Origin of the sequence: Flagellimonas flava (assembly GCF_050617915.1) — a bacterium.
GTDB lineage: Bacteria > Bacteroidota > Bacteroidia > Flavobacteriales > Flavobacteriaceae > Flagellimonas > Flagellimonas flava_A.
Genome location: NZ_JBODQE010000008.1, coordinates 69,981 through 90,639, shown reverse-complemented (window position 1 = coordinate 90,639; position 20,659 = coordinate 69,981). Strand labels below are relative to the sequence as shown.

Genomic DNA, 20,659 nt, shown 5'->3' with positions numbered 1-20,659 from the left:
ATTAAAATCTGTAAAATGATCAATAAAAAAATCGAATCATTGATTTTTAAATATTTGAACGACACGGCCAGCACCGACGAACTTCGAATACTTAGCGACTGGGTCGAGGAAAACGAAGGGGAGTTTGCCGAATATATTCGGGTGAGCGCTCTGATTAAGGGCTCTTTTGAGTTGGGCAATGCGAAAAAAGGGAAAGATGTTCTAATTGAAGTAGTCAAACGAAAAAGCACTAAAGAATCTTACAGAAGGCGAACAACGCTCTTCTTCCGGTATGCGGCCTTGTTCGTGGTTATTTTTGGCCTGATGTTTTTGTACAAGAACTCCGTTTCTGAAACAGGCCCTTCCCTTCGGACGATTTCAACTAGTACCGATGATAACATCAAATTAAAATTGAGCAATGGGGAGGTAAGGGTCATTTCAGCTCAATCAAAGGACAAGATCCTTACCCAAGGTGGAAAAGTTATTGGAACACAAAGGGGAAACATGATTCTTTATGAAGATTCCCCGGAACCAAAAAAACTTGATTACAATGAGTTGACGGTACCTTATGGAAAAATGTTCGAATTGGTTCTCTCCGACAAAACCAGGGTATACTTGAATGCGGGAAGCACACTTCGATATCCGGTCACCTTCATGGAGCAGGGCCCTAGAGAGGTGTTTTTAACGGGAGAGGCCTATTTTTCTGTTACCAAGGACAAGAAAAAGCCATTTATCGTAAATGCGGACCAAATAGACATTGAGGTATTGGGTACTGAATTTAATGTATCAATCTACCCAGAGGATATGGCCATCAATACGGTTTTGGTGGAGGGTGCCGTAAAAGTATCGCGATCTGGTAATACCAGACCACCCTTGCTACTTGCCCCGAATCAAATGGCTGCCTATAACAAGGAAAAGCATTTCATGAGCGTGAGTGAGGTCAATACCGATATCTACACGGCCTGGAAGGACGGCATTCTGCTTTTCCGGGGTACCCCGTTCTCAAGTATCAAAAAGAAGCTAGAACGCCATTTCAATGTTTCCATAGAAAACAATTATGGCTTTTTGGACACCCAAGTGTACACAGCCTCTTTTTATCGGGAAGAAGGCATAGAACAAATTTTAAAAGTCTTTCAGGAGGACACACCTTTTGAATATCAGATTGAAAACAATAGGATAATCATCAGTAAACCTCTATTAGTTAATTAAAATTAATGGTAAACCTAAAATACAAAGGCCAATGAAATAAAGCATTCTTATTTAGCATGTGAATCGTCGTCAAAAAAAATCGGAAAATGCGCCAACATTTCCCGATTGTAAGATGATTCAAATAAAATTATTGAACCACAAATAAACTAATCAAAATTATGAAAAAATTAGTGCCAGGTGCGCTTTTTGCACTAAAAAGAGCGCATAAATTTGACTTGAAAATGAAGATTACAACTTTTCTATTGGTCATATCACTGTTTAAAATTCATGCGAACACCTACTCCCAAAACACAAAAATAACGCTAAAGCAGGAAAACGTATCACTTGAAAAGGTACTTGATAAAATCGAATCCTTATCGGAGTTCAAGTTCACTTATAACCACAGAAAAGTCGATGTCAACAGAAAAATATCGATCAATGTAGACAAACAAACCATTTCCGAAATTTTAAAACAAGTGTTTTCGGGAACCGATGTCGATTATGTGGTCAGAAAAAAATATATCATCTTAAAAATTAAGAAGAACATAGACGTCCGGCCGCAAAAAAAGTCAATTGAACAACAAATAAAACAATTATCGGGAACGGTCACTGACAAGCAGGGGGTTCCCTTGGCTGGGGTAAATATTATAATCAAGGGCACTACAAAGGGCGCATCCACGAATTTTGATGGCAAATATAAGATAGCTGCCTCAACCGGGGATATTTTGATGTTCTCATACATAGGCTTTCAGACAGTTGAGGTGCCCGTTGGTCAAGATGATGTCATCAACCTTGAGATGGCACCGAGTGCCAATCAATTAAATGAGGTAATCCTCACGGCCATCGGGACGAGACAGCTCAAGGATGAAACAGGTGCAACGAGTTCTTCCGTAGAACCTGAGCGAATAGTAAAATCCGGTGAAACAGGGGTCATCAATGCCCTTTCGGGAAAAGTTTCCGGTCTTCGTATTGCCAGACAAAACGGGGATCCCGGGGCAGGGGCCAATATACAGATCAGGGGAATAAACTCTATTGAAGGTGATAGCAACCCCTTAATTATTGTTGACGGTGTCCCTATTAGCAATGATTCTTTTGATGATGACGGTATAGGAGGCAGTACGAGTGTCACCCAGCAATCAAGATTGAACGACATCAACCAGAATGATATTGAAAATGTCCAGATTCTAAAAGGAGCTTCGGCTGCCGCTTTATGGGGTTCACGGGCGGCCAATGGCGTTATTTTGATTACGACCAAGGGAGGATCTTTTAATAGACGGCCAACCTTTACATACAGTTCCACCTATTCAATTGATGACATATCGGTAAGGGTCCCCTTGCAGGACAAGTTTGGACAAGGCCGGGACGGTGTTCGGGCCTTGAACAGGACTGAATCATGGGGAGACCGCATTGCGGATCGAGCGGGAGGAGAAGATGACCTTGACACCAGTGGAGAGTATTTTGTTACTCCTTCAGGTGAACTTTATTATCCCATTGCCACCAAAAATTCAAGGCAAACCTTCATCGATGAGAATTTTGATGCCGTATTTAGAAACGGTTCGTTTCTACAGCACGATTTTTCTGTTGCCGGAGGTGGGGAAAAAGCCTCCTATTTTTTTAGTTATGGCATCCTGGAACAGGACGGGATTGTTAAAAATGCCGATTATAACCGTCAGAACATTAGATTGAACACCAAAGTAAACCTCACTGATTGGTTGGATATCAGGAATAATGTGGCCTATACCTACACAAAATCCAACAGGATACGAGGAGGTGGAAGTATCACGGGTCTATACATTGGGCTCTTGAGAAATCCCGCGGACTTTGATATCCGTGGTCACATTGGGACCTATGTCGATGGAAATGGCGATGTTTTTCAGAACAGACAGCGATCTTATCGAAATCAGATTGGGGCCTCCAACAATGCAGGGTACAACAATCCATTATGGACAATATACGAGCAACGAAACGAAACCAGGGTAGACCGTTTTTTAATGACTCCCGAAATAAATATCCGGGCTTCAAACTGGCTTGACTTTACCCTTCGTGGCGGATTGGACTATTATTCCGATGAGAGGTTGCAATTTTTGCCAATCAATACAGCAGGTGGGTCGCGATTTGGTGACATGCGTTCAACGGTGGCCGTAAGTAAGGAGTACAATTTTGACCTTCTTATGAAAACCAAGCATAATCTCACTCCGGACATAAATATGAACACAACGTTGGGTTTTAACTTCAATAACAGAAAAAGAGCGACATCATCCATAAGATTGACCCCATTTGTAGTGGATTCCAGACAACCTATATCAGATTTGAATCCGGACGATGCTTCCACAAGCTGGAGCAGGAATTTACGTCAAATCCGTACCAATAGAGGTTATGCGCTCATCAATTTTGGATTGTTCGAACAGTTGTTCGTCAATGCATCCGCCTCCTTAGAAGCATCTTCCACAATTGAAGGGGCCTTCTTTTATCCTTCAGTGGATATGGCATGGCAATTCAGCGACCTTTTTGAAAGTGATGAACAGTTTTTTGGAAAGTTGAGGGCATCCTGGGGAAAGGTCGGGATACAACCTGGGCCTTATCGTTTCGAGACGCTAGCAACCACCAATTTCCAAGATTTTGGTGGTGTTTTCGAGGTTTCGGATGTTAGCGGTAACCGCAATCTAAGACCGGAAATAAAAACGGAATACGAGATTGGTGCAGACCTACGTTTTTTCAGAAACAAGCTGAACCTCGGGGTGACCTATTATGAAAATGAAATAGATGACATTCTGTTCGAGGTCAAAACCAATCCCAGTTCGGGTTTCAACAACAGCTACAGAAATGCAGGTATCATAGAAAACAAAGGCTGGGAAATTGATCTCTTGGGCAAACTCATCGAAAAAGAGGATTTTTCACTATCATTCAATGCCAATTTTAATAACAACGAGAATTTGGTAGTAGATATCTTTGGGGCGGAGACGGTAGATATCGGGGGCACTTCAAAGGCTGTCAAAGGATTTCCAATGAGTTCGTTCTGGCTCCCTGCTTCGGTCTTGAACGAAGATGGAACCCGTGCACTGGATGAGAACGGGTTTCCTGAGGTGGATACCGAAAGAAGGGTCATAGGAGATCCCAATCCCGATTGGAGGGGCGGTGCCGGAATGCAACTGAACTTCAAGGGTTTTGACTTTAGCTTTCTCTTTGAACACTCACAGGGCGGAGATTTCATCAACCGTGGAAGAATCGTTATGTATGGGTTTGGCACCCATGCCGATGTGGGCAACGAAATCACCCTAACCGAGGATTTGGTAAATGTGAATGGCGATGTGTTCAGTGCCGGAACTACGGTGAGAGGCAATGTAGCCGATTTCGGAGCGGGCAACGTATTGCTCGATGAATACTTCTATAGAACACGTGGTGGGGGCCTTGGGTTCAACAAACTCAATGACCTGTACATCGAGGATGCCACATGGACCAAACTCCGGAACGTTACCTTGGGATACACATTTGATAGAACTAGGTACAAAAACTTTCCTTTGAAGAGTTTGCGGGTATCCTTGACGGGAAGGGACCTTGTCCTATGGACCGACATTATCGGTTCAGACCCGGAAACCAGTTATTATGGCATCAGCAATGCGTCTGGCATGGACTATTTTACGAATCCGTCGACACGTTCGGTTCTTTTTAACATAACTGCCACATTTTAATCCACCAACACTAAAACAGTACAAAATGAAAAAAGTATATAACAAACATATCCTCTTGATACTAATTATCGGTTTTTTATTTGTTGGATGCGAAAAATTGGTAGACGATATCAACGAGAACCCGAACAACTTCACTTTGGACGAACTTGACCCAGGTCTTTTTCTAAATGGGGCCGAGCTAAACTCGATAAACATCTTATTAGGTTCGACCAGCCGAATGGCGGGCTATTGGTCCGGTCAGTTGATTGGTTTTGACCAAACAGAGTTGGAGCGATACAATTACAATGTAACCTTTACAGACTTTGATTGGGACGGCTATCAAGAGGTCGTTACTCCGTTACGGGAAATAAGGTCCCGTACCCCCGACAATAAACTATATCAAGGTATTACTGGGGTCTTGGAAGCACAGATTATCGGAAACTATGCCTCTATGTACGGGGATATTGTTTATTCCAATGCCTTATTGGACATCGACAATCCCGAATTTGATGGTCAGGCCGAAGTATTCGATTCCTTGCAGTCCCTATTGGATGATGCCATCAGCAACCTATCCAACGTCACCCCGCAAGATGTGGTCTTAGAGGATTTTCTGTTCAATGGCAACGCTATGAAATGGCTGCAGTCCGCTTGGACCCTAAAGGCAAGGTTCTATATGCTTACCCGGCAGTATGACCAAGCCTATGCAGCGGCACAGAACGGAATATCCCTGCAAGAAAACAGTATGATTTTTGTCCCCCTTGATCTAGAGGATGTCACGAGCACGAAAAATAAGTTTTGGATCATACTGAACAATGCACCTAGCGTTGGAACGGGCAACAGTTACTTGATTCAACTCTTGGATACGAACAGCGGTATTTCGAGGAACAATGCAAAGACCGATGAAGCGGCCAGACTGTCATATTATCGGATAGATGAGACGAATCCCGATGGTAATTTAGGTATTGCCAATGAGTTGGAGCCACAACCCTTGGTCACCTATGGAGAAAATCTGTTGATCCTGGCCGAGGCAGGTGCCCGTGCCCAAGGCTTCAATATTGGCTTGGGGCATTTAAATGCCTGGAGATCAGCATTGGGAACTGGAAATTTTTTCAATTCCAGTGTTGCGGGGGAACCCATTTTGTATGATGCATATACCGCTGCGGACTTCGCCCCCGGGGGTATGGAGAATGCTGACAGCATGGATTCAGATACAGCATTATTGAGAGAGATCATTGAGGAACGTTATGTTACGGGCTTCACAACATTTATGCCATTTGATGACGCCAGAAGGCTGCGAACAGAGAACGAGGTGGCAGTGCCATTTCCCAATAATACCTCAACGGCCCCTGGCAGAGTGGAGCGGTTTTTATATCCCGAGGATGAAGTATTGGCCAATACCAGCGTGCCAGAGGACCCGGGTCTTTTTGTTCCAAATCCCATTAATCAATAATAAATATCAATTTTCTTAAAATTAAAATTAAATGAAAAAGCAAGTGAAAAGTTTTGTGTCTTTAGTTATGGTCCTTTGTGCCGTGTTCTTGTCAAACGCACAGGAAAAATCAAGTGAGTTTGAGGTGTTGGGCAATTGTAATGGTTGTAAAAAACGTATCGAGAAGGCGGCCAATTCCTTGGAAGGGGTGGCAAGTGCAACATGGAACAAGGATACGAAAATTTTACAGGTGGCCTATGATTCCAATAAAACCTCGTTGGAAGAGGTTTCCAAGGCCATCAATGAAGTGGGACACGATACCAAGTTCGGCAGGGCGAGCGACGGTGCCTATGACGCGCTGCCAGGTTGTTGCCAGTACGACCGCAAATCGGATAGTAGTTCGGTTTCCACCGAAACTGCGGTAGCTTCCTTTGATTTTCAGGTATTGGGCAATTGTGGCATGTGCAAAAAAAGAATCGAGAAAGCGGCTAGAGCGGTCCCTGGGGTTACCAATGCAGAATGGAACAAAGAAACCAAAATGGTAAATATCGCTGTTTCTGACAAGGCCGTTTCCAAGGACAAGGTTTCCGAGGCCATTGCGGCGATAGGCCATGATACCGAGTTCCACAGGGCAGAGGCGTCTACTTATGATGATTTGCCGGGTTGCTGCCAATACGATAGAATGCAATAAATCCTTGGTACAGGGCCGTCCTCTTAGTTGAACATCCAAATTGGCGATTAAAGCATAGAAGCAGGAAGTTTTGCTACAGATTTTGATTGTTTGAGTTAGTTACCTAGTCAATCTTGGAGTTCAATTAAGCAAGGGCGGCCTTTTATTTTTTCAAAGAGAAATGATAGCACAGGAAAAAGAAACCTTGGAATCTTATTTTTGGGATTTCAGAAAGGATATCATCGGCATTGATACAGAGATAAAGACACCCTTCGGCACAAAACCTTTGGTATATGCCGACTGGATCGCCAGCGGCAGATTGTATGCTCCGATTGAGGAAATTATGCGTGAAAGAATCGGCCCCATGGTCGGGAATACCCATTCAGAGACCAGCTATACGGGTAAGTTGATGACGGGCCTCTATGAGACGGCCAAACGCCAGATCAAGAAACACGTAAACGCTTCGCAAGAGGATGTCATTATCACTAGCGATACGGGCATGACAGGGGTGTTATGTAAATTTCAGCGTATTCTGGGACTTAAGGTTCCTGAAAAACTAAAAAAATCCTTTACCATCCCGAAAAACGAACGTCCAGTTGTTTTTCTTACCCACATGGAGCATCATTCCAACCAAACTACTTGGTTGGAAACTATTGCAGATGTGGTTGTAATGCAACCTACCAAGGATTTGTTTGTAGATGCAAAAGCCCTGAAAGAAGAGTTGGAAAAGCATAAGGATAAAAAGCTAAAAATAGGCTCTTTTACGGCCTGTTCGAACGTTACCGGAGTGAGTGCACCCTACCATGAACTGGCAGAGGTCATGCATGCCCACGGGGGTTTTTGTTTTGTGGATTTTGCAGCTTCCGCACCCTATGTCCATATTGATATGCATCCCAAAAAAAAGACACAAAGATTGGATGCCGTCTTCTTTTCACCCCATAAATTCCTGGGAGGTCCCGGAAGTTCGGGAGTATTGGTGTTCAATAAGGCGCTATACCAAAACCGCATTCCTGATAATCCCGGTGGCGGTACGGTCACCTGGACGGACCCCTGGGGCGGCCACAGCTTCTTTGAAAGTGTAGAAGCTCGCGAGGATGGTGGCACCCCCGGTTTTTTACAGACCATGAGAACGGCCTTGGTGATACAGCTAAAGGAGAAGATGGGTGTTGAAAAAATTCAACAGCGTGAAAACGAATTGGTACGCAAATGTTATGAAGAATTGCCCAAAATCAAAGGGCTGCACGTATTGGCAAAAGATGTGCGCTATCGGCTCGGAGTTTTCTCCTTTTACATGGAACATCTTCACTACAATTTGGTGGTAAAACTGTTGAACGACCATTTTGGCATTCAGGTAAGGGGCGGCTGCTCATGTGCTGGTACCTACGGGCATCTTCTGTTGGAAGTTTCCAAAGAACGATCCCAGAAAATTACGAGCCGAATAGACCAAGGCGACCTTACCGAAAAACCGGGATGGGTACGCCTCTCGCTTCACCCCACGATGACCAATGAAGAATTGGACTATATCCTGTCAGCCATAAAAGAAGTATCGGAAAAGGGAACGGAAATGGGCAGCGAATATGAATATAATAAACACACCAATGCCTTTCTCCACAAATCCGAAAAACAAATAAAAGAAGATTTGGCCCATTGGTTCGATATATAAGACTAACCTGAAATCACATTAGCCACATGATTACTTTGAAAAAATTAAACTTCACGATAAACTGTTTATTTCTTTTAACCTTTTTGGCCGTCCATGGCCAACAGACTTTTCCCAAAAACGATATTTCCGATGAACGGCCGAAAGCTTTTGCATTTACCCATGCCACAATCGTAATTGATCCGGCAACCACGTTGGAGGATGCCACGTTAATAATAAAGGGCGGGGAAATCGAGGCTGTCGGAACCCAAATCAGAGTACCTGATGGTTACGCTGAAATACGAGCGGAAGGACACTTCATTTATCCCTCCTTTATAGATATGTTCAGCAATTACGGACAACCGGAAGTTGTCATTCCGAGAAGGGGCAATCCATATGTTAAAAGGGAACAAATCCAATCGGATACCAAAGGGGGGTACAATGCCAATGAGGCCATAAAATCAGAATATAACGGTGCCCACAATTTTGAGGTGGACAAGAAAATGGCCAAAAAATTAAGGTCGCAAGGGTTCGGAACCGTGGCGACCTTCAGACCCGATGGTATTGCCCGGGGCACAGCGGCACTTGTTGTTCTAGGGGAGGGTCATGAGAACAATATGCTCTTACAACCTAAGGTAGCCGCCCATTACTCTTTTAACAAAGGGAGCTCTACCCAAGATTATCCTGTGTCTCCCATGGGTGCTATCGCCCTGTTACGACAAACATTTTACGATGCCCAATGGTATGCCTCCCAAGAATGGAAACCTTTTACAGATCTATCCTTACAGGCCATCATCGACAATCGTAACCTACCCCAAATAATCGATACGGAAGGTTGGTTAACCGCACTTAGGGCAAACAAGGTAGCCAAGGAATTTAAGCTAGATTTTATTATTATGGGTGGGGGCGACGAATACCAGCGCATCGAAGAGATAAAGAGTATGAACGCTCCCTTGGTCATCCCCTTGAACTTTCCAAAGCCATTTGATGTCTCTGATCCCTATCTATTGCCAAAAATATCCTTGACGGACCTGAAGCATTGGGAACTGGCCCCTTTCAATCCCCTACTTTTGGCGGAAAACAATGTTCAATTTGCCATCACATCCCACCCTATCAACCAAGCTACCGATTTTTTACGGAATTTAAGAAAATCGGTCCTCCATGGCCTTAGCCAAGAAAAAGCACTGGCCGCCTTGACCACAATACCTGCCAACCTCTTAAAAGTATCCAATAGAATCGGTACGTTGGAAAAGGGTAAACTCGCCAATTTTATCCTCTTGGATGGGAATTTGTTCGATGATGGCACCATGTTGCTTGAGAACTATATCAAAGGTGAGGGTCATGCTGTGGTTCAACCGCCCAATAAAACTGTTCTGGGCGAGTACCAATTGGAAGCAAGGGGTTTGTCGGCCACTCTTAAAATCCAACCAAAAAACAAGGGTTATATGGCACAATTGGAGGCCCCTAAAGGTACTGTTCAAAATATAACCTTTTCAATTGATGGCGAGATGCTGGGACTTGCATTTGAGATTGATAAAAAAAAATACAATTTGGGCGGGTGGGTTTCTACATCTGGAAACCAAACCGTTTTGAAGGGCAACGGAACCGTAGATCTTCATAGAAATATTTCATGGAAAGCCATCAAAAAAAGTGATGATACAAACAACGGTACGAAAAAAGAAGTTTCAAAAATAGCCGTCCAGAAGGGAAAAGTCATTTATCCCTTTATGGCTTTTGGATCTGAGGAAAAAATAAAGCCCGAGACCATCCTAATCAAGAATACAACGGTCTGGACCAATGAAAAAGAAGGCATTCTCAAAAATTCAGATGTTCTTCTGGAAAACGGTAAGATTGCCAAAATCGGGAACGACCTTACCGTAAAAAACGCCACAATAATCGATGGTACGGGCAAACACTTGACCCCTGGCATTATCGATGAGCATTCACATATCGCCATTAGTTCGGTCAATGAAATTGCGGCTAATTCGGGTATGGTCAGAATGCAGGACGTTTTGGATTCCGAGGATGCAAGTATCTACAGGGCATTGGCAGGGGGTGTAGTGGCCGCACACCTCTTGCACGGTTCTTCCGACCCCATAGGAGGTCAGTCGGCATTGATCAAGCTTAAATGGGGAGAGAGCCCTGAAAATCTAAAAATCCAGAATGCCGCGCCTTTCATAAAATTTGCTTTGGGGGAAAACCCCAAACGATCCAAAAGTGCACCATCCGTTCGCTTTCCCAGAAGTCTTATGGGACTGGAGCAGTTTTATTCAAATGCGTTTTCCGAGGCCTTGGATTACAAAAAGGATTGGGCCATTTATGATCAACTTGATAGAAAACAAAAACAGAATACCGCAAAACCGAGAAAAGATATCTTAAAGGAGGCCATGCTAGAGGTCGTGGAGGGCAACAGACATATTTCATGCCATTCCTATCAACAAAAGGAGATGTTGATGTTAATGGACGTTGCCGAACGCTATGGATTTACCGTGAACACCTTTACCCATGCCTTAGAGGGTTATCGCATAGCGGATAAGATGAAGCTTCATGGCGTCGGTGGAAGTACTTTTTCCGATAAATGGAACTTCAAATGGGAAACCCGGAACGCCATTCCCTATAATGCCACCATCATGGACAAAGAGGGGGTTGTTACCGCCATAAACTCCGATAGCCGCGAAACGATACGGCACCTAAACCATGAGGCCGCCAAAGCCATCAAATATGGAGGGTCAAGTGCCGAAGATGCCTTGAAAATGATTACCCTTAACCCAGCGAAGCTATTACACTTGGACGATACCATGGGTAGTATTAAAACGGGAAAATCGGCTGATGTCGTACTTTGGTCCGCCTCCCCCATGTCAATCTATTCGAAACCTGAAAAAACCATTATCGAGGGAGCCGTTTACTTTGACATCGAAACGGACAAACGGTTAAGAAAGCAGAACCAAAAAGAACGTACCCGTATCATCCAACTCATGCGTTTTAAAGGTTCAGCAGGAACTAAGTCTTTGAAAATTTCCAAAACCAAGCCTGAGTTTCATTGTGAATATATCGAACAAGCACAAGCCGAATAAATATAATTATACCTAGATGATGAAAAAGAGCATATCCATACTTCTCCCATTCACGATTTTATTTTTCCATTATTCCAATGAACTTGTCGGGCAATTAATGCCAAAACCTGCCCAAACCCAAACCGAACCTATACTGCTAGTGGGAGCTACTGTACATACCGGAACGGGAGAAATTATTGCCAATGGGGCCGTAGGTTTTAAAAAAGGAAAAATCACCTATGTAGGCCCTCTAGAGGGAATAGGGGAACAAAAAGCCGATTATAAGACTAAAGATGTGAGCGGTCAACATATATACCCAGGGTTCATACTGTTGAATTCGTTGATCGGTATCGAAGAGATCAGCGGCGTGCCCCATTCCAATGATAAATTGGAGGAAGGGGATATCAACCCCAGCCTTAAAACCGTTTTTGCCTTTGACACTGGGTCGGAACACATCCCTACCTTACGTTTCAACGGTATTCTACATGTAGAGTCCATCCGATCTGGAGGATTGATTTCAGGAACTTCCGCTGTAATGGAAATGGACGGGTGGAGCTGGCAGGAAGCTATATTTAAAGAAGAGGCTGCCCTACACCTGCATTGGCCCTCTTCAATATCAACTTCCTACGATAAGAGTACCAATACCAGAAATATCAAGAAAAATAGTTCCTACGATGAAAAAGTAATGCAACTTGAAAATTTGTTTTCGGCAGCCCATTCCTACAAGTCCATTGATGGAAAAACCACCAATCTGAAGCTGGAGGCCCTACAAGGTCTTTTTGAGGGCAAGAAAGTATTGGCAGTGCATGCCGAGGAACCCAAAGAAATTATAGAGGGCATTACGTTTGCTAAATCACATCAGGTCAAGAATATTGTTTTGGTCGCCACTTACCCCGTGCTTTCGGTAAAGGAATTTATCAAGGAAAACAAAATACCTGTCGTACTGCCCCCCACCTACGATTATCCTGACCATGACGGTATGGATTATGATGCCTACTATTCCTTGCCCCATTTGCTCTCTCAAGAAGGAATTACCGTGGCACTGAACCACTATGGAATGCTTTCAACCTCCCGAAACCTGCCTTTTTATGCGGGAATGGCGGTAACCTTTGGAATGGAAAAGGAAGAGGCCCTTAAATTGATCACCCTGAACCCTGCAAAGATCTTGGGTGTTGATGACCGCATCGGATCGATAGCCGTTGGCAAGGATGCGAGTATCTTTGTTTCACGTGGGGATGCCCTGGACGTTCAAACCAATGCGCTTTCCATGGCATTTATCCGTGGCAAGGAGATTGTGCTTGATGGAGCTCATCAAGAAAGCTATAAACGGTATTCTGCGAAGTATGGGCATGGTGAATAGTGTTCTGAAAAGCGTTGAGAACACCATTATTGACCTTAGCAATTGGATTTGGGACCTGCCATTATTATTGTTGCTCATGGGGGGTGGAATATTCTTTCTATTCTATTCCAGATTGTTGCCTTTCAAACACTTTTGGCATGCCATAGCCGTCGTTCGCGGAAAATATGACAGCACCTCGGGTGTTGGTCAGATCAGTGCCTTCAAGGCACTATCCACGGCCTTGTCATCTACTTTGGGGATGGGAAACATTGCCGGTGTAGCACTGGCAATAAGTATGGGAGGCCCTGGTGCACTTTTTTGGATGTGGGTGAGCGCAATAGTCGGTATGGCCACTAAATACTACACCTGCTCTTTGGCCATAATGTATCGGGGGAAAGATGATTTCGGAATTGTACAGGGAGGGCCGATGTACGTAATTACAGAGGGATTGGGGAAAAGATGGAAGCCCCTTGCCATATTTTTTTCAATAGCGGGCATTTTTGGTTCGCTGCCCATTTTTACAGCGAACCAGCTTACCCAGGTTTTGAACGATGTATTAGTGCCGGTTTTTGACCTTACAAGCTCGGTCGGATCCTCTTTGCTGATAGGGGTAGTGATTAGCATTCTGGTATCCATCGTTATTTTTGGCGGTATTCAAAGAATTGCAAACTATGCCAGCAAATTGGTTCCTTTAATGGTCGTATTGTATTTTCTCTCGGTATCTTATATCCTATTTGTCAACCATACTCAGATCCTACCGGTTTTTCAACAGGTATTTTCAGATGCCATGACCGGTAATGCGATTCTTGGTGGTAGCTTGGGTTCCATAATTATTGTGGGGGTACGTAGGGCGGCCTTTTCAAACGAAGCCGGTATTGGCACCGCCCCAATGGCCCATGGGGCCTCAAAAAATGTGGAGCCCGTAAAAGAGGGGTTGGTAGCCATGCTCGGGCCCTTTATAGATACACTAGTGGTATGTACCTTGACTGCGATTGCCATATTGGTCACCGATAGCTGGCAAGACCCGAATATTGGGGGCGTGACGGTCACCTTATCTGCTTTTGTCAAGACCATGCCCCAATTCGGTGCGGTACTCTTGGTGTTTATTGTATCCATTTTTGCCCTGACATCATTGTTTACCTACTCCTATTATGGCGCTAAGTGTATCGCATTTGTTTTTGGTACCAGGTACAAAAAATTCTATAATTACATTTATGTGCTCAGTATCTGTTTGGGAGCGGTTTCCAGTATGGCAGGTGTCGTTGGTCTTTTCGACATCAGTTTTGCCTTGATGGCCATTCCAACCATGTTATCCGCCATTATCCTATCAGCAAAAGTAAATCAGGCAACACGGGAATATTTCAAGAAAATATCGTTGAACACAAACGTTATTTAAGTCATTTTCTATGAAAAAAAAAGTACTTTTTCTCTATCTACTGGGCTTGGCAGCAACTTATGCCCAAGAGCAGCGATTTCAGGGTCAACCCCCAATCGCAGCGGTCCCAACCAAAACCAGGCCGGTACAAAAACAGTGGAAGGGCAATTTCAAATTCGCCCGCAACGGCATTACCTTTTCCAATGATTTTGTTGGGTCAAGGCTCAATGGTATTGTTCAAAATAACGACAGCACCTATACAGTATTGATAACCCCTGAAAACACTCCGATTAACACCAGTCCGTGGTACGCCTTCAAGGTATGGGCAAACAACAGGACACAGGTCAATGTGGTGCTGACCTATCAAGAATCGGGGAAGCACCGATACTTTCCAAAGCTGAGCAAGGATGGGGTCAATTGGTCCCTCCTTGATTCCACGAGATACAAGGAATATGACAAAGGCGAAAGAGCGTTCGGCCCAGGTTCGCTTCCGGTCAAAGTAAATATGAAACTGGAAATAGGCACCGATACGCTTTGGGTTTCGGGCCAGGAGCTCCACACTTCGCATCATGTTTCCCGTTGGGCGGAAGACCTATCGACCAAATCTTTTATCACAAAAAAGAAAATTGGAAAAAGTAGGGAAAATAGAGATTTGGGGCTGTTGGCGATTGGTAACGAAAATGCAAGAAACATGTTGATGGTCATTTCACGGCAACACCCACCCGAGGTAACAGGTTATCTGGCCATGAAAACCTTTGTAGAAACCATTGCATCGGATACAAAGCTAGCCAAAAATTTCAGAAAAAAGTTTACGACCTATGTAGTGCCATTGATGAACCCTGACGGGGTCGACAACGGACACTGGAGACACAATGCCGGCGGAGTCGATCTGAATCGGGACTGGGCGAATTTTAACCAACCGGAAACACGTTCGGTCAAGAACTTTATGGAAGGGAAAGTGAAACAGACGAAAGGAAAGTTTTATTTTGGTATCGATTTTCATTCCACCTGGGACGATATCTATTATACTGTGGACTCCAAATTGGAAGGAAATATGCCAGGTTTGGTGACTGATTGGCTGTCAGAAGTTAAAGCTGAGCTCGAAGGGTACGACCCCAATATCAGGCCAAGTGACAAGATGCGGCCAACCAATGTATCACGGAATTATTTTTTTGTGGAACATGGGGCCGAGGCCTTGGTCTTTGAAATTGGTGACAATACCCCAAGGGACTTTGTAAAGAAAAAGGCCCGTGTAAGTGCACAGATTTTGATGCAATTGATGTTAAAACGTATAAAGTAAGACCTAATGAGACCATTATTCCATTCTCAAATTTCCTTTTGGATGCTTTTAGGACTGTTGGCCTTTTTGAGTCCAAACTTCGGATTGGGGCAAGAGAGTATCATTGATAAGGCCATAAGACATTCCGGAGCCGAAAAACTAAAAAATGCCGAAGTCTCATTTGACTTTAGGGATTATCACTATATCTACAAAAGGAACAAAGGACGGTTTGAATATACTAGAATTAACCGACGGCCTGATGGCACCAAAATACGTGATGTCTATACCAATGACGGACTGTTCCGCTATGTGGCAGATACTTTGGTAAGCCTTAGCGAGAAAAGAAAAAAGGCCTATGCCAATTCGGTCAATTCAGTAATCTATTTCGCTTTTCTTCCCCTATGGCTCAAAGACCCCGCTGTCATGTTTGAAAATATGGGAATATCCAAAATCCAAGACAAAGAATACCATAAAATACGCGTTACCTTTAAAAAGGAGGGTGGTGGTGATGATTTTGAGGACGTTTTTCTATACTGGTTCGATGCAGACGACTATAGTCTGGATTATCTTGCTTACAAATACTTCACAGGTAAAGGTGGGATGCGCTTCCGTGAGGCCTATAATCCCCGTACCATCGATGGTGTCAGAATCCAGGATTACCGAAACTTTGCACCTAAATTAAAGGGAAGCATTGACTTTGAACAAATCGATAGAGCCTTCGAGGATGGTAAATTGGAGGAACTGTCGATTATTGCACTAAAGAAGATGACAATAAGAGTTATACCCTAAACCATAAAAAAGCTCATTCAAAAACACGCAATAAATTTCCTGTCAATTCCGTACTGAAAATTTTCAATGGATTGGGTGTGATAGCGTTCAAAGGTTTTCCGGTCTGATCGAATCTAGCACCATGGGTTGCACAACGATAGATACCCCCATCTTCGGTAATGAAACGCACTTCTTCCGTTTGTTGATGGCTACAGATCTGGCTGGCGGCCACATACTGCCCCTCCAAGTTTTTGGCCACCACCACAAATTGCTTCAAGATAAAGCCCCCATTATTCTGTAAAGGGGCACCTTCCTGAGAGTCAAGGTCAACCGTAAAATCAATTCCCGTCGGGACTGGAAGCCCCCCCACCGCACCGTCTTTTGAACATCCGTTCAAACAGGGAAAAACAAGGGCAAAGGCTGCACCTGCCCCTAGATTCTGTAAAAATTTCTTTCGTTCCATAGCTATTGCATATACTAAATCCAACGCTTTTTAGGCAAAAATCGTATGTAAGGTAGCACACAACCTTACCCTGATTGCTTCCTTGTATTGGTTTTGAGCCTGATTCTCCACAAATATGACATTTATCATATTTCTGTCTAACCTTATCTTTTAAATTTACCATGCCTAATATCCCATTTTTGAATATAAAGTATTGATAACATGTTTTTTATGTATTTTTTGTTAAAATCAATCAAATAAAAAAAATTAAACATTTTTACCTAATTTTATATAGTGGAACACCTTAACCGTAAAATAATTGCCTTTTTCCTAACTTGTATAGTGCTGTTCGCAGGCTCTTCCTTCACTGCGGATATGCATTTCTGTTGCGATAAGTTGGTAGATCTTGCGGTCTTAGGCAAAGCGAAACCTTGTGACGAGAAAATTGAGCGGCAAGAAGAAAGGCCTTCAAAGGAATGCTCCTTAGCAACACAAGAATGTTGTAGCAGTCAGTCTTTCGTGAAGTCGATAGATGAAAACCTAAAAAATGCCCAATTGGAATTGGGCGCTGATACGTTTGTCTTCTTACAAACGTTTTTCCATACCTATATAAATCTTTTTGAAGGACTTGATACCAACATTGTCCCCTTCCGGGACTATCACCCCCCATGGATAGAGAGGGACATTCTTGTACTTCACGAAACTTTCTTAATTTGATTTATTCCTCGCGCTAATTACCTTAGGGTAATCAGCACCTTCCGTATTTGGCCATAATCCTTATTGGGCCAACTTTTTGCCGAACTCATAATTCAATGGCAAACATTTCAGGCAACATCATCAATAAGAGCTTTTAGACTCTTAATGGTTTAACAGACGGGTAACATTAACACTAATACATATGGAATCCAACAGAGTATACTGGATCAAGAATATGGTTTGTAGACGTTGCCTTAAGGTCTTGAAACAAGAACTTGAGGAAGTACATATAAAGGTGCTTTCCGTTGAATTGGGAAGACTTTCCGTACGCATAATCGAGGGTACAAACAAGGATATTGATAGCAAAGTGCTACAAGTGATTCATTCCAACGGATTTGAAATTGCAAAAAGCGAAGAGGAAATGTTGGTCGAGGAAGTGAAGCTTACACTTATAGAGCTCATACAGGAGCTGCCGACCCATGTAAAGGAAAAAACCTCGGAATACCTGGCATCCACAATACGTCGTGATTATAAGGTTTTAAGTAGACTTTTTTCCAAAACCGAAAACACCACCATAGAAAAGTATTTCATAAAGCTAAAAATAGAGAAGGTCAAAGAATTGATACAATTACAGCAATATACCTTCTCCGACATAGCCTATATGCTTGATTATAGTAGTGTAAACCATTTGTCCAGACAATTTAAGCGCATTACGGGAATGAGCATGACGGACTTTAAAAATTCAGAACATTTAGAGCGTAATTTCTATGACGAAATTATATAAATAATATAGAAAATTATGCAGATAAACCTGAAGCAATAAAAATAGATTTGATAACAGCTTAATACCAAAAAATGAACAAAAAAAGAATTTTGCCTAACATGATGGCAATTGTGGCCATGTGCTTTCTGTTCGTGGGGTTCAACTCCCATGCACAAGAGAAGTGGACGGCGCCCTCCAGCGCCGATAATTTGGTCAACCCATTAAAGGGTGATGCGGGTGCAGCAGCATCCGGCAAGAGGACCTATAGAATGCTCTGTGTGATCTGCCACGGAGCAAAAGGAAAGGGAGATGGCATGGGAGGTGCGGGCCTAACCCCAAAGCCTACTGATTTTACCGATTCAGACGTACAGGCCCAAACCGACGGCGCACTATACTGGAAACTAACGGAAGGGCGATCCCCAATGGCTTCCTATAAGACAGCTCTGCCCGAAAAGAAAAGATGGGAACTTATTAATTATATCCGAACACTTAAGAAATGAAAAAGCTACTAGTAGTACTAACAGCAGTTGTATTTTGTGGTCAAATGTACGGCCAGACCTACAACACTTTTGAACCGAGCAAGACACAATTCATGTTGCGTGGTTATGGCCACACTGGTTTTGAATACATGGATTCGGGAGATGAAACGGAATCCACTTTTCTGGGATCGGCCTTTGCCCCGATTTTTCTTTACAAGCATTCGGATAGATTGATGTTCGAGGCCGAACTTGAGTTTGTGCTGGAAAGCGATGAGTTGGAAACCGGTCTTGAGTATGCCGATGTGATGTACGTGCTCAACAAGAACATGACCGTTCGGGCAGGAAAATTTCTTTTGCCCTTTGGCACATTTATGGAAAGATTACATCCCGCATGGATAAATAGATTGCCCAATGCTCCCTTGGGCTACGGACATGACGGAATCGCACCCTCTTCAGGCATTGGTGTAGAACTTAGGGGTGCATTTGATTTGGGAGGCCCCAAATTGAATTATTCGGTATACTCCACCAACGGTCCACGAATCAAAGATGGTTCAGAGGAACCGGAGGAGGCGGGTATTCTAGAATTTGAGAACTATGAAGATACCAACTTGGCCAAGGCCTATGGGGGTCGCCTTGGTCTATTGCCTTTCCCAGATTCTTCGACAGAAATCGGTTTTTCGGCCTATTCGACAAGTGGAACGGGCGAAGAAGACTCGGAATACGAGGACATTGGGGCATTTTTGTTCGCCCTTGACTTTTCTTTTGTAAAACAGATATCCGCGATTGGGGGGATAGTGGATGTAAAGTCCCAATTCAACAACTCGAACGTGGATACGGCAACGTTTATAGAAACGCACGAAGATGGCGATGAGGAAGAATACTCATTTGACAACCAAAGTAATTCCTTTTATGGACAATTGAGTTATCGTCCCACCATGTCCGGAAACAAGTTCATAAAAAATCTGGAGTTCGTAGCCAGGTATTCGGATTTCAATGCACCCGAAGGCGCGGAGTGGGAAGAAAAATCCACGCAATACGCATTTGGTCTAAACTACTGGTTGAGTTGGCGATCTGTCGTCAAGCTTAGCTATCAGACCACCGAAACCGAAGGGGGCCACGACGGAGACGGACTGACCAATACAGATGGCCTGTTTGTGCATTGGGCCATAGGATTCTAATCGAGAAACAAAGGCTGGAAAACATGAAAGCGGTAAATCAGTTAAATATCAAAGGCTTTTTTTCTGGCCATACACCATGGGATTGTAATAAGACTATTTAAAATCGGGTAAGATGAAAATAATGAACAAAATAGTGATTGGGGTCATACTTGTGACAACAATCGGGGCTACAGTTGTAAGCTGTTCCTCAACAAAGAAAGGATATTCTGATGTTCCGGATTCCGAGACGGTTGTCGCGGAAGAGGGGTTTAAACTAGAAAAATCAGGGGCACAACTCTGGGGAGAAACCTGTAATAGGTGCCATATCGCTCCATCCCCTGCAGATTACAATGATACGGATTGGGAAACGATCAGCCTTCATATGCGGATCAGGGCCAACCTGACCGAACATGAAAGCAAGAAAATCGAGGAGTTTCTTAAGTCAGCCAATTGACGAGAAAATTGCTCCCATGGTGAACAAGTCAATTTGTCCATGGGAGTAAAATTTCCCGAATATTATATGCCAGGGGTTAACGATGCCATACGGAGGTCGCAGGGCAATCAAAAGATGATGGACAGTATGATGCGAATGATGTGCGAAAAAGTATAGCGAGCTATGATAGTATACGTTCCCGCATGAAAATCATCGTCCAAAAAGGGAACGAACATGCACAGATTTGGTAATGATGGGTGATAACCTTATGAAAACCAATCGAGGTGACCATCCCCAATACC

16 protein-coding genes are annotated in these 20,659 nt (G+C 43.6%); 15 read left to right on the top strand and 1 reads right to left on the bottom strand.

What is annotated here, in order from left to right:
* The first annotated feature begins 15 nt into the window (after positions 1-15).
* The 10 genes from ACRHOZ_RS17595 (at position 16) to ACRHOZ_RS17550 (ending at position 16,408) form a co-directional block, all read left to right on the top strand.
* A complete protein-coding gene (locus ACRHOZ_RS17595) occupies positions 16-1,188 on the top strand; it encodes a FecR family protein (RefSeq protein ID WP_431128403.1) in 1,173 nt (390 codons plus the stop codon).
* A 158-nt stretch (positions 1,189-1,346) separates the two neighbouring features.
* Positions 1,347-4,856, top strand: a complete 3,510-nt coding sequence (locus ACRHOZ_RS17590) for a SusC/RagA family TonB-linked outer membrane protein (RefSeq protein WP_431128401.1) — start codon at positions 1,347-1,349, stop codon at positions 4,854-4,856.
* A 25-nt stretch (positions 4,857-4,881) separates the two neighbouring features.
* Positions 4,882-6,285: a SusD/RagB family nutrient-binding outer membrane lipoprotein gene (locus tag ACRHOZ_RS17585; protein WP_431128398.1), complete on the top strand. Its 1,404-nt coding sequence runs from the start codon at positions 4,882-4,884 to the stop codon at positions 6,283-6,285.
* A gap of 31 nt (positions 6,286-6,316) precedes the next feature.
* Entirely contained in the window at positions 6,317-6,955 is a 639-nt protein-coding gene (locus ACRHOZ_RS17580) for a heavy-metal-associated domain-containing protein (protein ID WP_431128395.1), read from the top strand.
* A gap of 160 nt (positions 6,956-7,115) precedes the next feature.
* Positions 7,116-8,597: an aminotransferase class V-fold PLP-dependent enzyme gene (locus ACRHOZ_RS17575; RefSeq protein ID WP_431128392.1), complete on the top strand. Its 1,482-nt coding sequence runs from the start codon at positions 7,116-7,118 to the stop codon at positions 8,595-8,597.
* 26 nt (positions 8,598-8,623) lie between these two features.
* Positions 8,624-11,647 carry an amidohydrolase family protein gene (locus tag ACRHOZ_RS17570; protein WP_431128389.1) on the top strand — a complete coding sequence of 1,008 codons (3,024 nt, stop codon included), beginning with the start codon at positions 8,624-8,626 and terminating at the stop codon, positions 11,645-11,647.
* 16 nt (positions 11,648-11,663) lie between these two features.
* Entirely contained in the window at positions 11,664-12,986 is a 1,323-nt protein-coding gene (locus ACRHOZ_RS17565) for an amidohydrolase family protein (protein WP_431128386.1), read from the top strand.
* Positions 12,928-14,361, top strand: coding sequence for an alanine/glycine:cation symporter family protein (locus tag ACRHOZ_RS17560; protein WP_431128383.1), 1,434 nt, complete (start codon positions 12,928-12,930; stop codon positions 14,359-14,361). The genes ACRHOZ_RS17565 and ACRHOZ_RS17560 overlap by 59 nt, the downstream gene beginning before the upstream one ends.
* Before the next feature lie 10 nt (positions 14,362-14,371).
* On the top strand, positions 14,372-15,640 hold the full coding sequence (locus tag ACRHOZ_RS17555) for a M14 family metallopeptidase (protein WP_431128381.1): 1,269 nt from the start codon (positions 14,372-14,374) through the stop codon (positions 15,638-15,640).
* Positions 15,641-15,682: 42 nt separating this feature from the next.
* A complete protein-coding gene (locus tag ACRHOZ_RS17550; RefSeq protein ID WP_431128378.1) occupies positions 15,683-16,408 on the top strand; it encodes a DUF6503 family protein in 726 nt (241 codons plus the stop codon).
* Between the two features lie 13 nt (positions 16,409-16,421).
* Here ACRHOZ_RS17550 and ACRHOZ_RS17545 read toward each other — a convergent pair whose 3' ends face one another.
* Positions 16,422-16,850, bottom strand: a complete 429-nt coding sequence (locus ACRHOZ_RS17545; RefSeq protein WP_106143158.1) for a ubiquinol-cytochrome c reductase iron-sulfur subunit — start codon at positions 16,848-16,850, stop codon at positions 16,422-16,424.
* A gap of 273 nt (positions 16,851-17,123) precedes the next feature.
* On the opposite strand from ACRHOZ_RS17545, the gene ACRHOZ_RS17540 reads away from it, so the two are divergent.
* From ACRHOZ_RS17540 to ACRHOZ_RS17520, 5 genes are all read left to right on the top strand, one after another.
* Positions 17,124-17,546: an HYC_CC_PP family protein gene (locus tag ACRHOZ_RS17540; protein WP_431128374.1), complete on the top strand. Its 423-nt coding sequence runs from the start codon at positions 17,124-17,126 to the stop codon at positions 17,544-17,546.
* A 181-nt stretch (positions 17,547-17,727) separates the two neighbouring features.
* Entirely contained in the window at positions 17,728-18,309 is a 582-nt protein-coding gene (locus ACRHOZ_RS17535; protein ID WP_431128371.1) for a helix-turn-helix domain-containing protein, read from the top strand.
* A 71-nt stretch (positions 18,310-18,380) separates the two neighbouring features.
* Positions 18,381-18,788: a c-type cytochrome gene (locus ACRHOZ_RS17530; RefSeq protein WP_106143161.1), complete on the top strand. Its 408-nt coding sequence runs from the start codon at positions 18,381-18,383 to the stop codon at positions 18,786-18,788.
* Positions 18,785-19,945: a hypothetical protein gene (locus ACRHOZ_RS17525; RefSeq protein ID WP_431128367.1), complete on the top strand. Its 1,161-nt coding sequence runs from the start codon at positions 18,785-18,787 to the stop codon at positions 19,943-19,945. The genes ACRHOZ_RS17530 and ACRHOZ_RS17525 overlap by 4 nt, the downstream gene beginning before the upstream one ends.
* Before the next feature lie 121 nt (positions 19,946-20,066).
* Positions 20,067-20,378 carry a hypothetical protein gene (locus ACRHOZ_RS17520; RefSeq protein WP_431128364.1) on the top strand — a complete coding sequence of 104 codons (312 nt, stop codon included), beginning with the start codon at positions 20,067-20,069 and terminating at the stop codon, positions 20,376-20,378.
* Positions 20,379-20,659: the final 281 nt, after the last annotated feature.

What these genes read in the sequence shown, in the direction of transcription:
- ACRHOZ_RS17595 (WP_431128403.1), top strand. Translation starts at nt 16, where the DNA reads ATGATCAATAAAAAAATCGAATCATTGATTTTTAAATATTTGAACGAC.
- ACRHOZ_RS17565 (WP_431128386.1), top strand. Translation starts at nt 11,664, where the DNA reads ATGATGAAAAAGAGCATATCCATACTTCTCCCATTCACGATTTTATTT.
- ACRHOZ_RS17580 (WP_431128395.1), top strand. Translation starts at nt 6,317, where the DNA reads ATGAAAAAGCAAGTGAAAAGTTTTGTGTCTTTAGTTATGGTCCTTTGT.
- ACRHOZ_RS17555 (WP_431128381.1), top strand. Translation starts at nt 14,372, where the DNA reads ATGAAAAAAAAAGTACTTTTTCTCTATCTACTGGGCTTGGCAGCAACT.
- ACRHOZ_RS17545 (WP_106143158.1), bottom strand. Translation starts at nt 16,850, where the DNA reads ATGGAACGAAAGAAATTTTTACAGAATCTAGGGGCAGGTGCAGCCTTT.
- ACRHOZ_RS17550 (WP_431128378.1), top strand. Translation starts at nt 15,683, where the DNA reads ATGCTTTTAGGACTGTTGGCCTTTTTGAGTCCAAACTTCGGATTGGGG.
- ACRHOZ_RS17535 (WP_431128371.1), top strand. Translation starts at nt 17,728, where the DNA reads ATGGAATCCAACAGAGTATACTGGATCAAGAATATGGTTTGTAGACGT.
- ACRHOZ_RS17570 (WP_431128389.1), top strand. Translation starts at nt 8,624, where the DNA reads ATGATTACTTTGAAAAAATTAAACTTCACGATAAACTGTTTATTTCTT.
- ACRHOZ_RS17590 (WP_431128401.1), top strand. Translation starts at nt 1,347, where the DNA reads ATGAAAAAATTAGTGCCAGGTGCGCTTTTTGCACTAAAAAGAGCGCAT.
- ACRHOZ_RS17520 (WP_431128364.1), top strand. Translation starts at nt 20,067, where the DNA reads ATGAACAAAATAGTGATTGGGGTCATACTTGTGACAACAATCGGGGCT.
- ACRHOZ_RS17585 (WP_431128398.1), top strand. Translation starts at nt 4,882, where the DNA reads ATGAAAAAAGTATATAACAAACATATCCTCTTGATACTAATTATCGGT.
- ACRHOZ_RS17525 (WP_431128367.1), top strand. Translation starts at nt 18,785, where the DNA reads ATGAAAAAGCTACTAGTAGTACTAACAGCAGTTGTATTTTGTGGTCAA.
- ACRHOZ_RS17575 (WP_431128392.1), top strand. Translation starts at nt 7,116, where the DNA reads ATGATAGCACAGGAAAAAGAAACCTTGGAATCTTATTTTTGGGATTTC.
- ACRHOZ_RS17530 (WP_106143161.1), top strand. Translation starts at nt 18,381, where the DNA reads ATGAACAAAAAAAGAATTTTGCCTAACATGATGGCAATTGTGGCCATG.
- ACRHOZ_RS17560 (WP_431128383.1), top strand. Translation starts at nt 12,928, where the DNA reads ATGGAGCTCATCAAGAAAGCTATAAACGGTATTCTGCGAAGTATGGGC.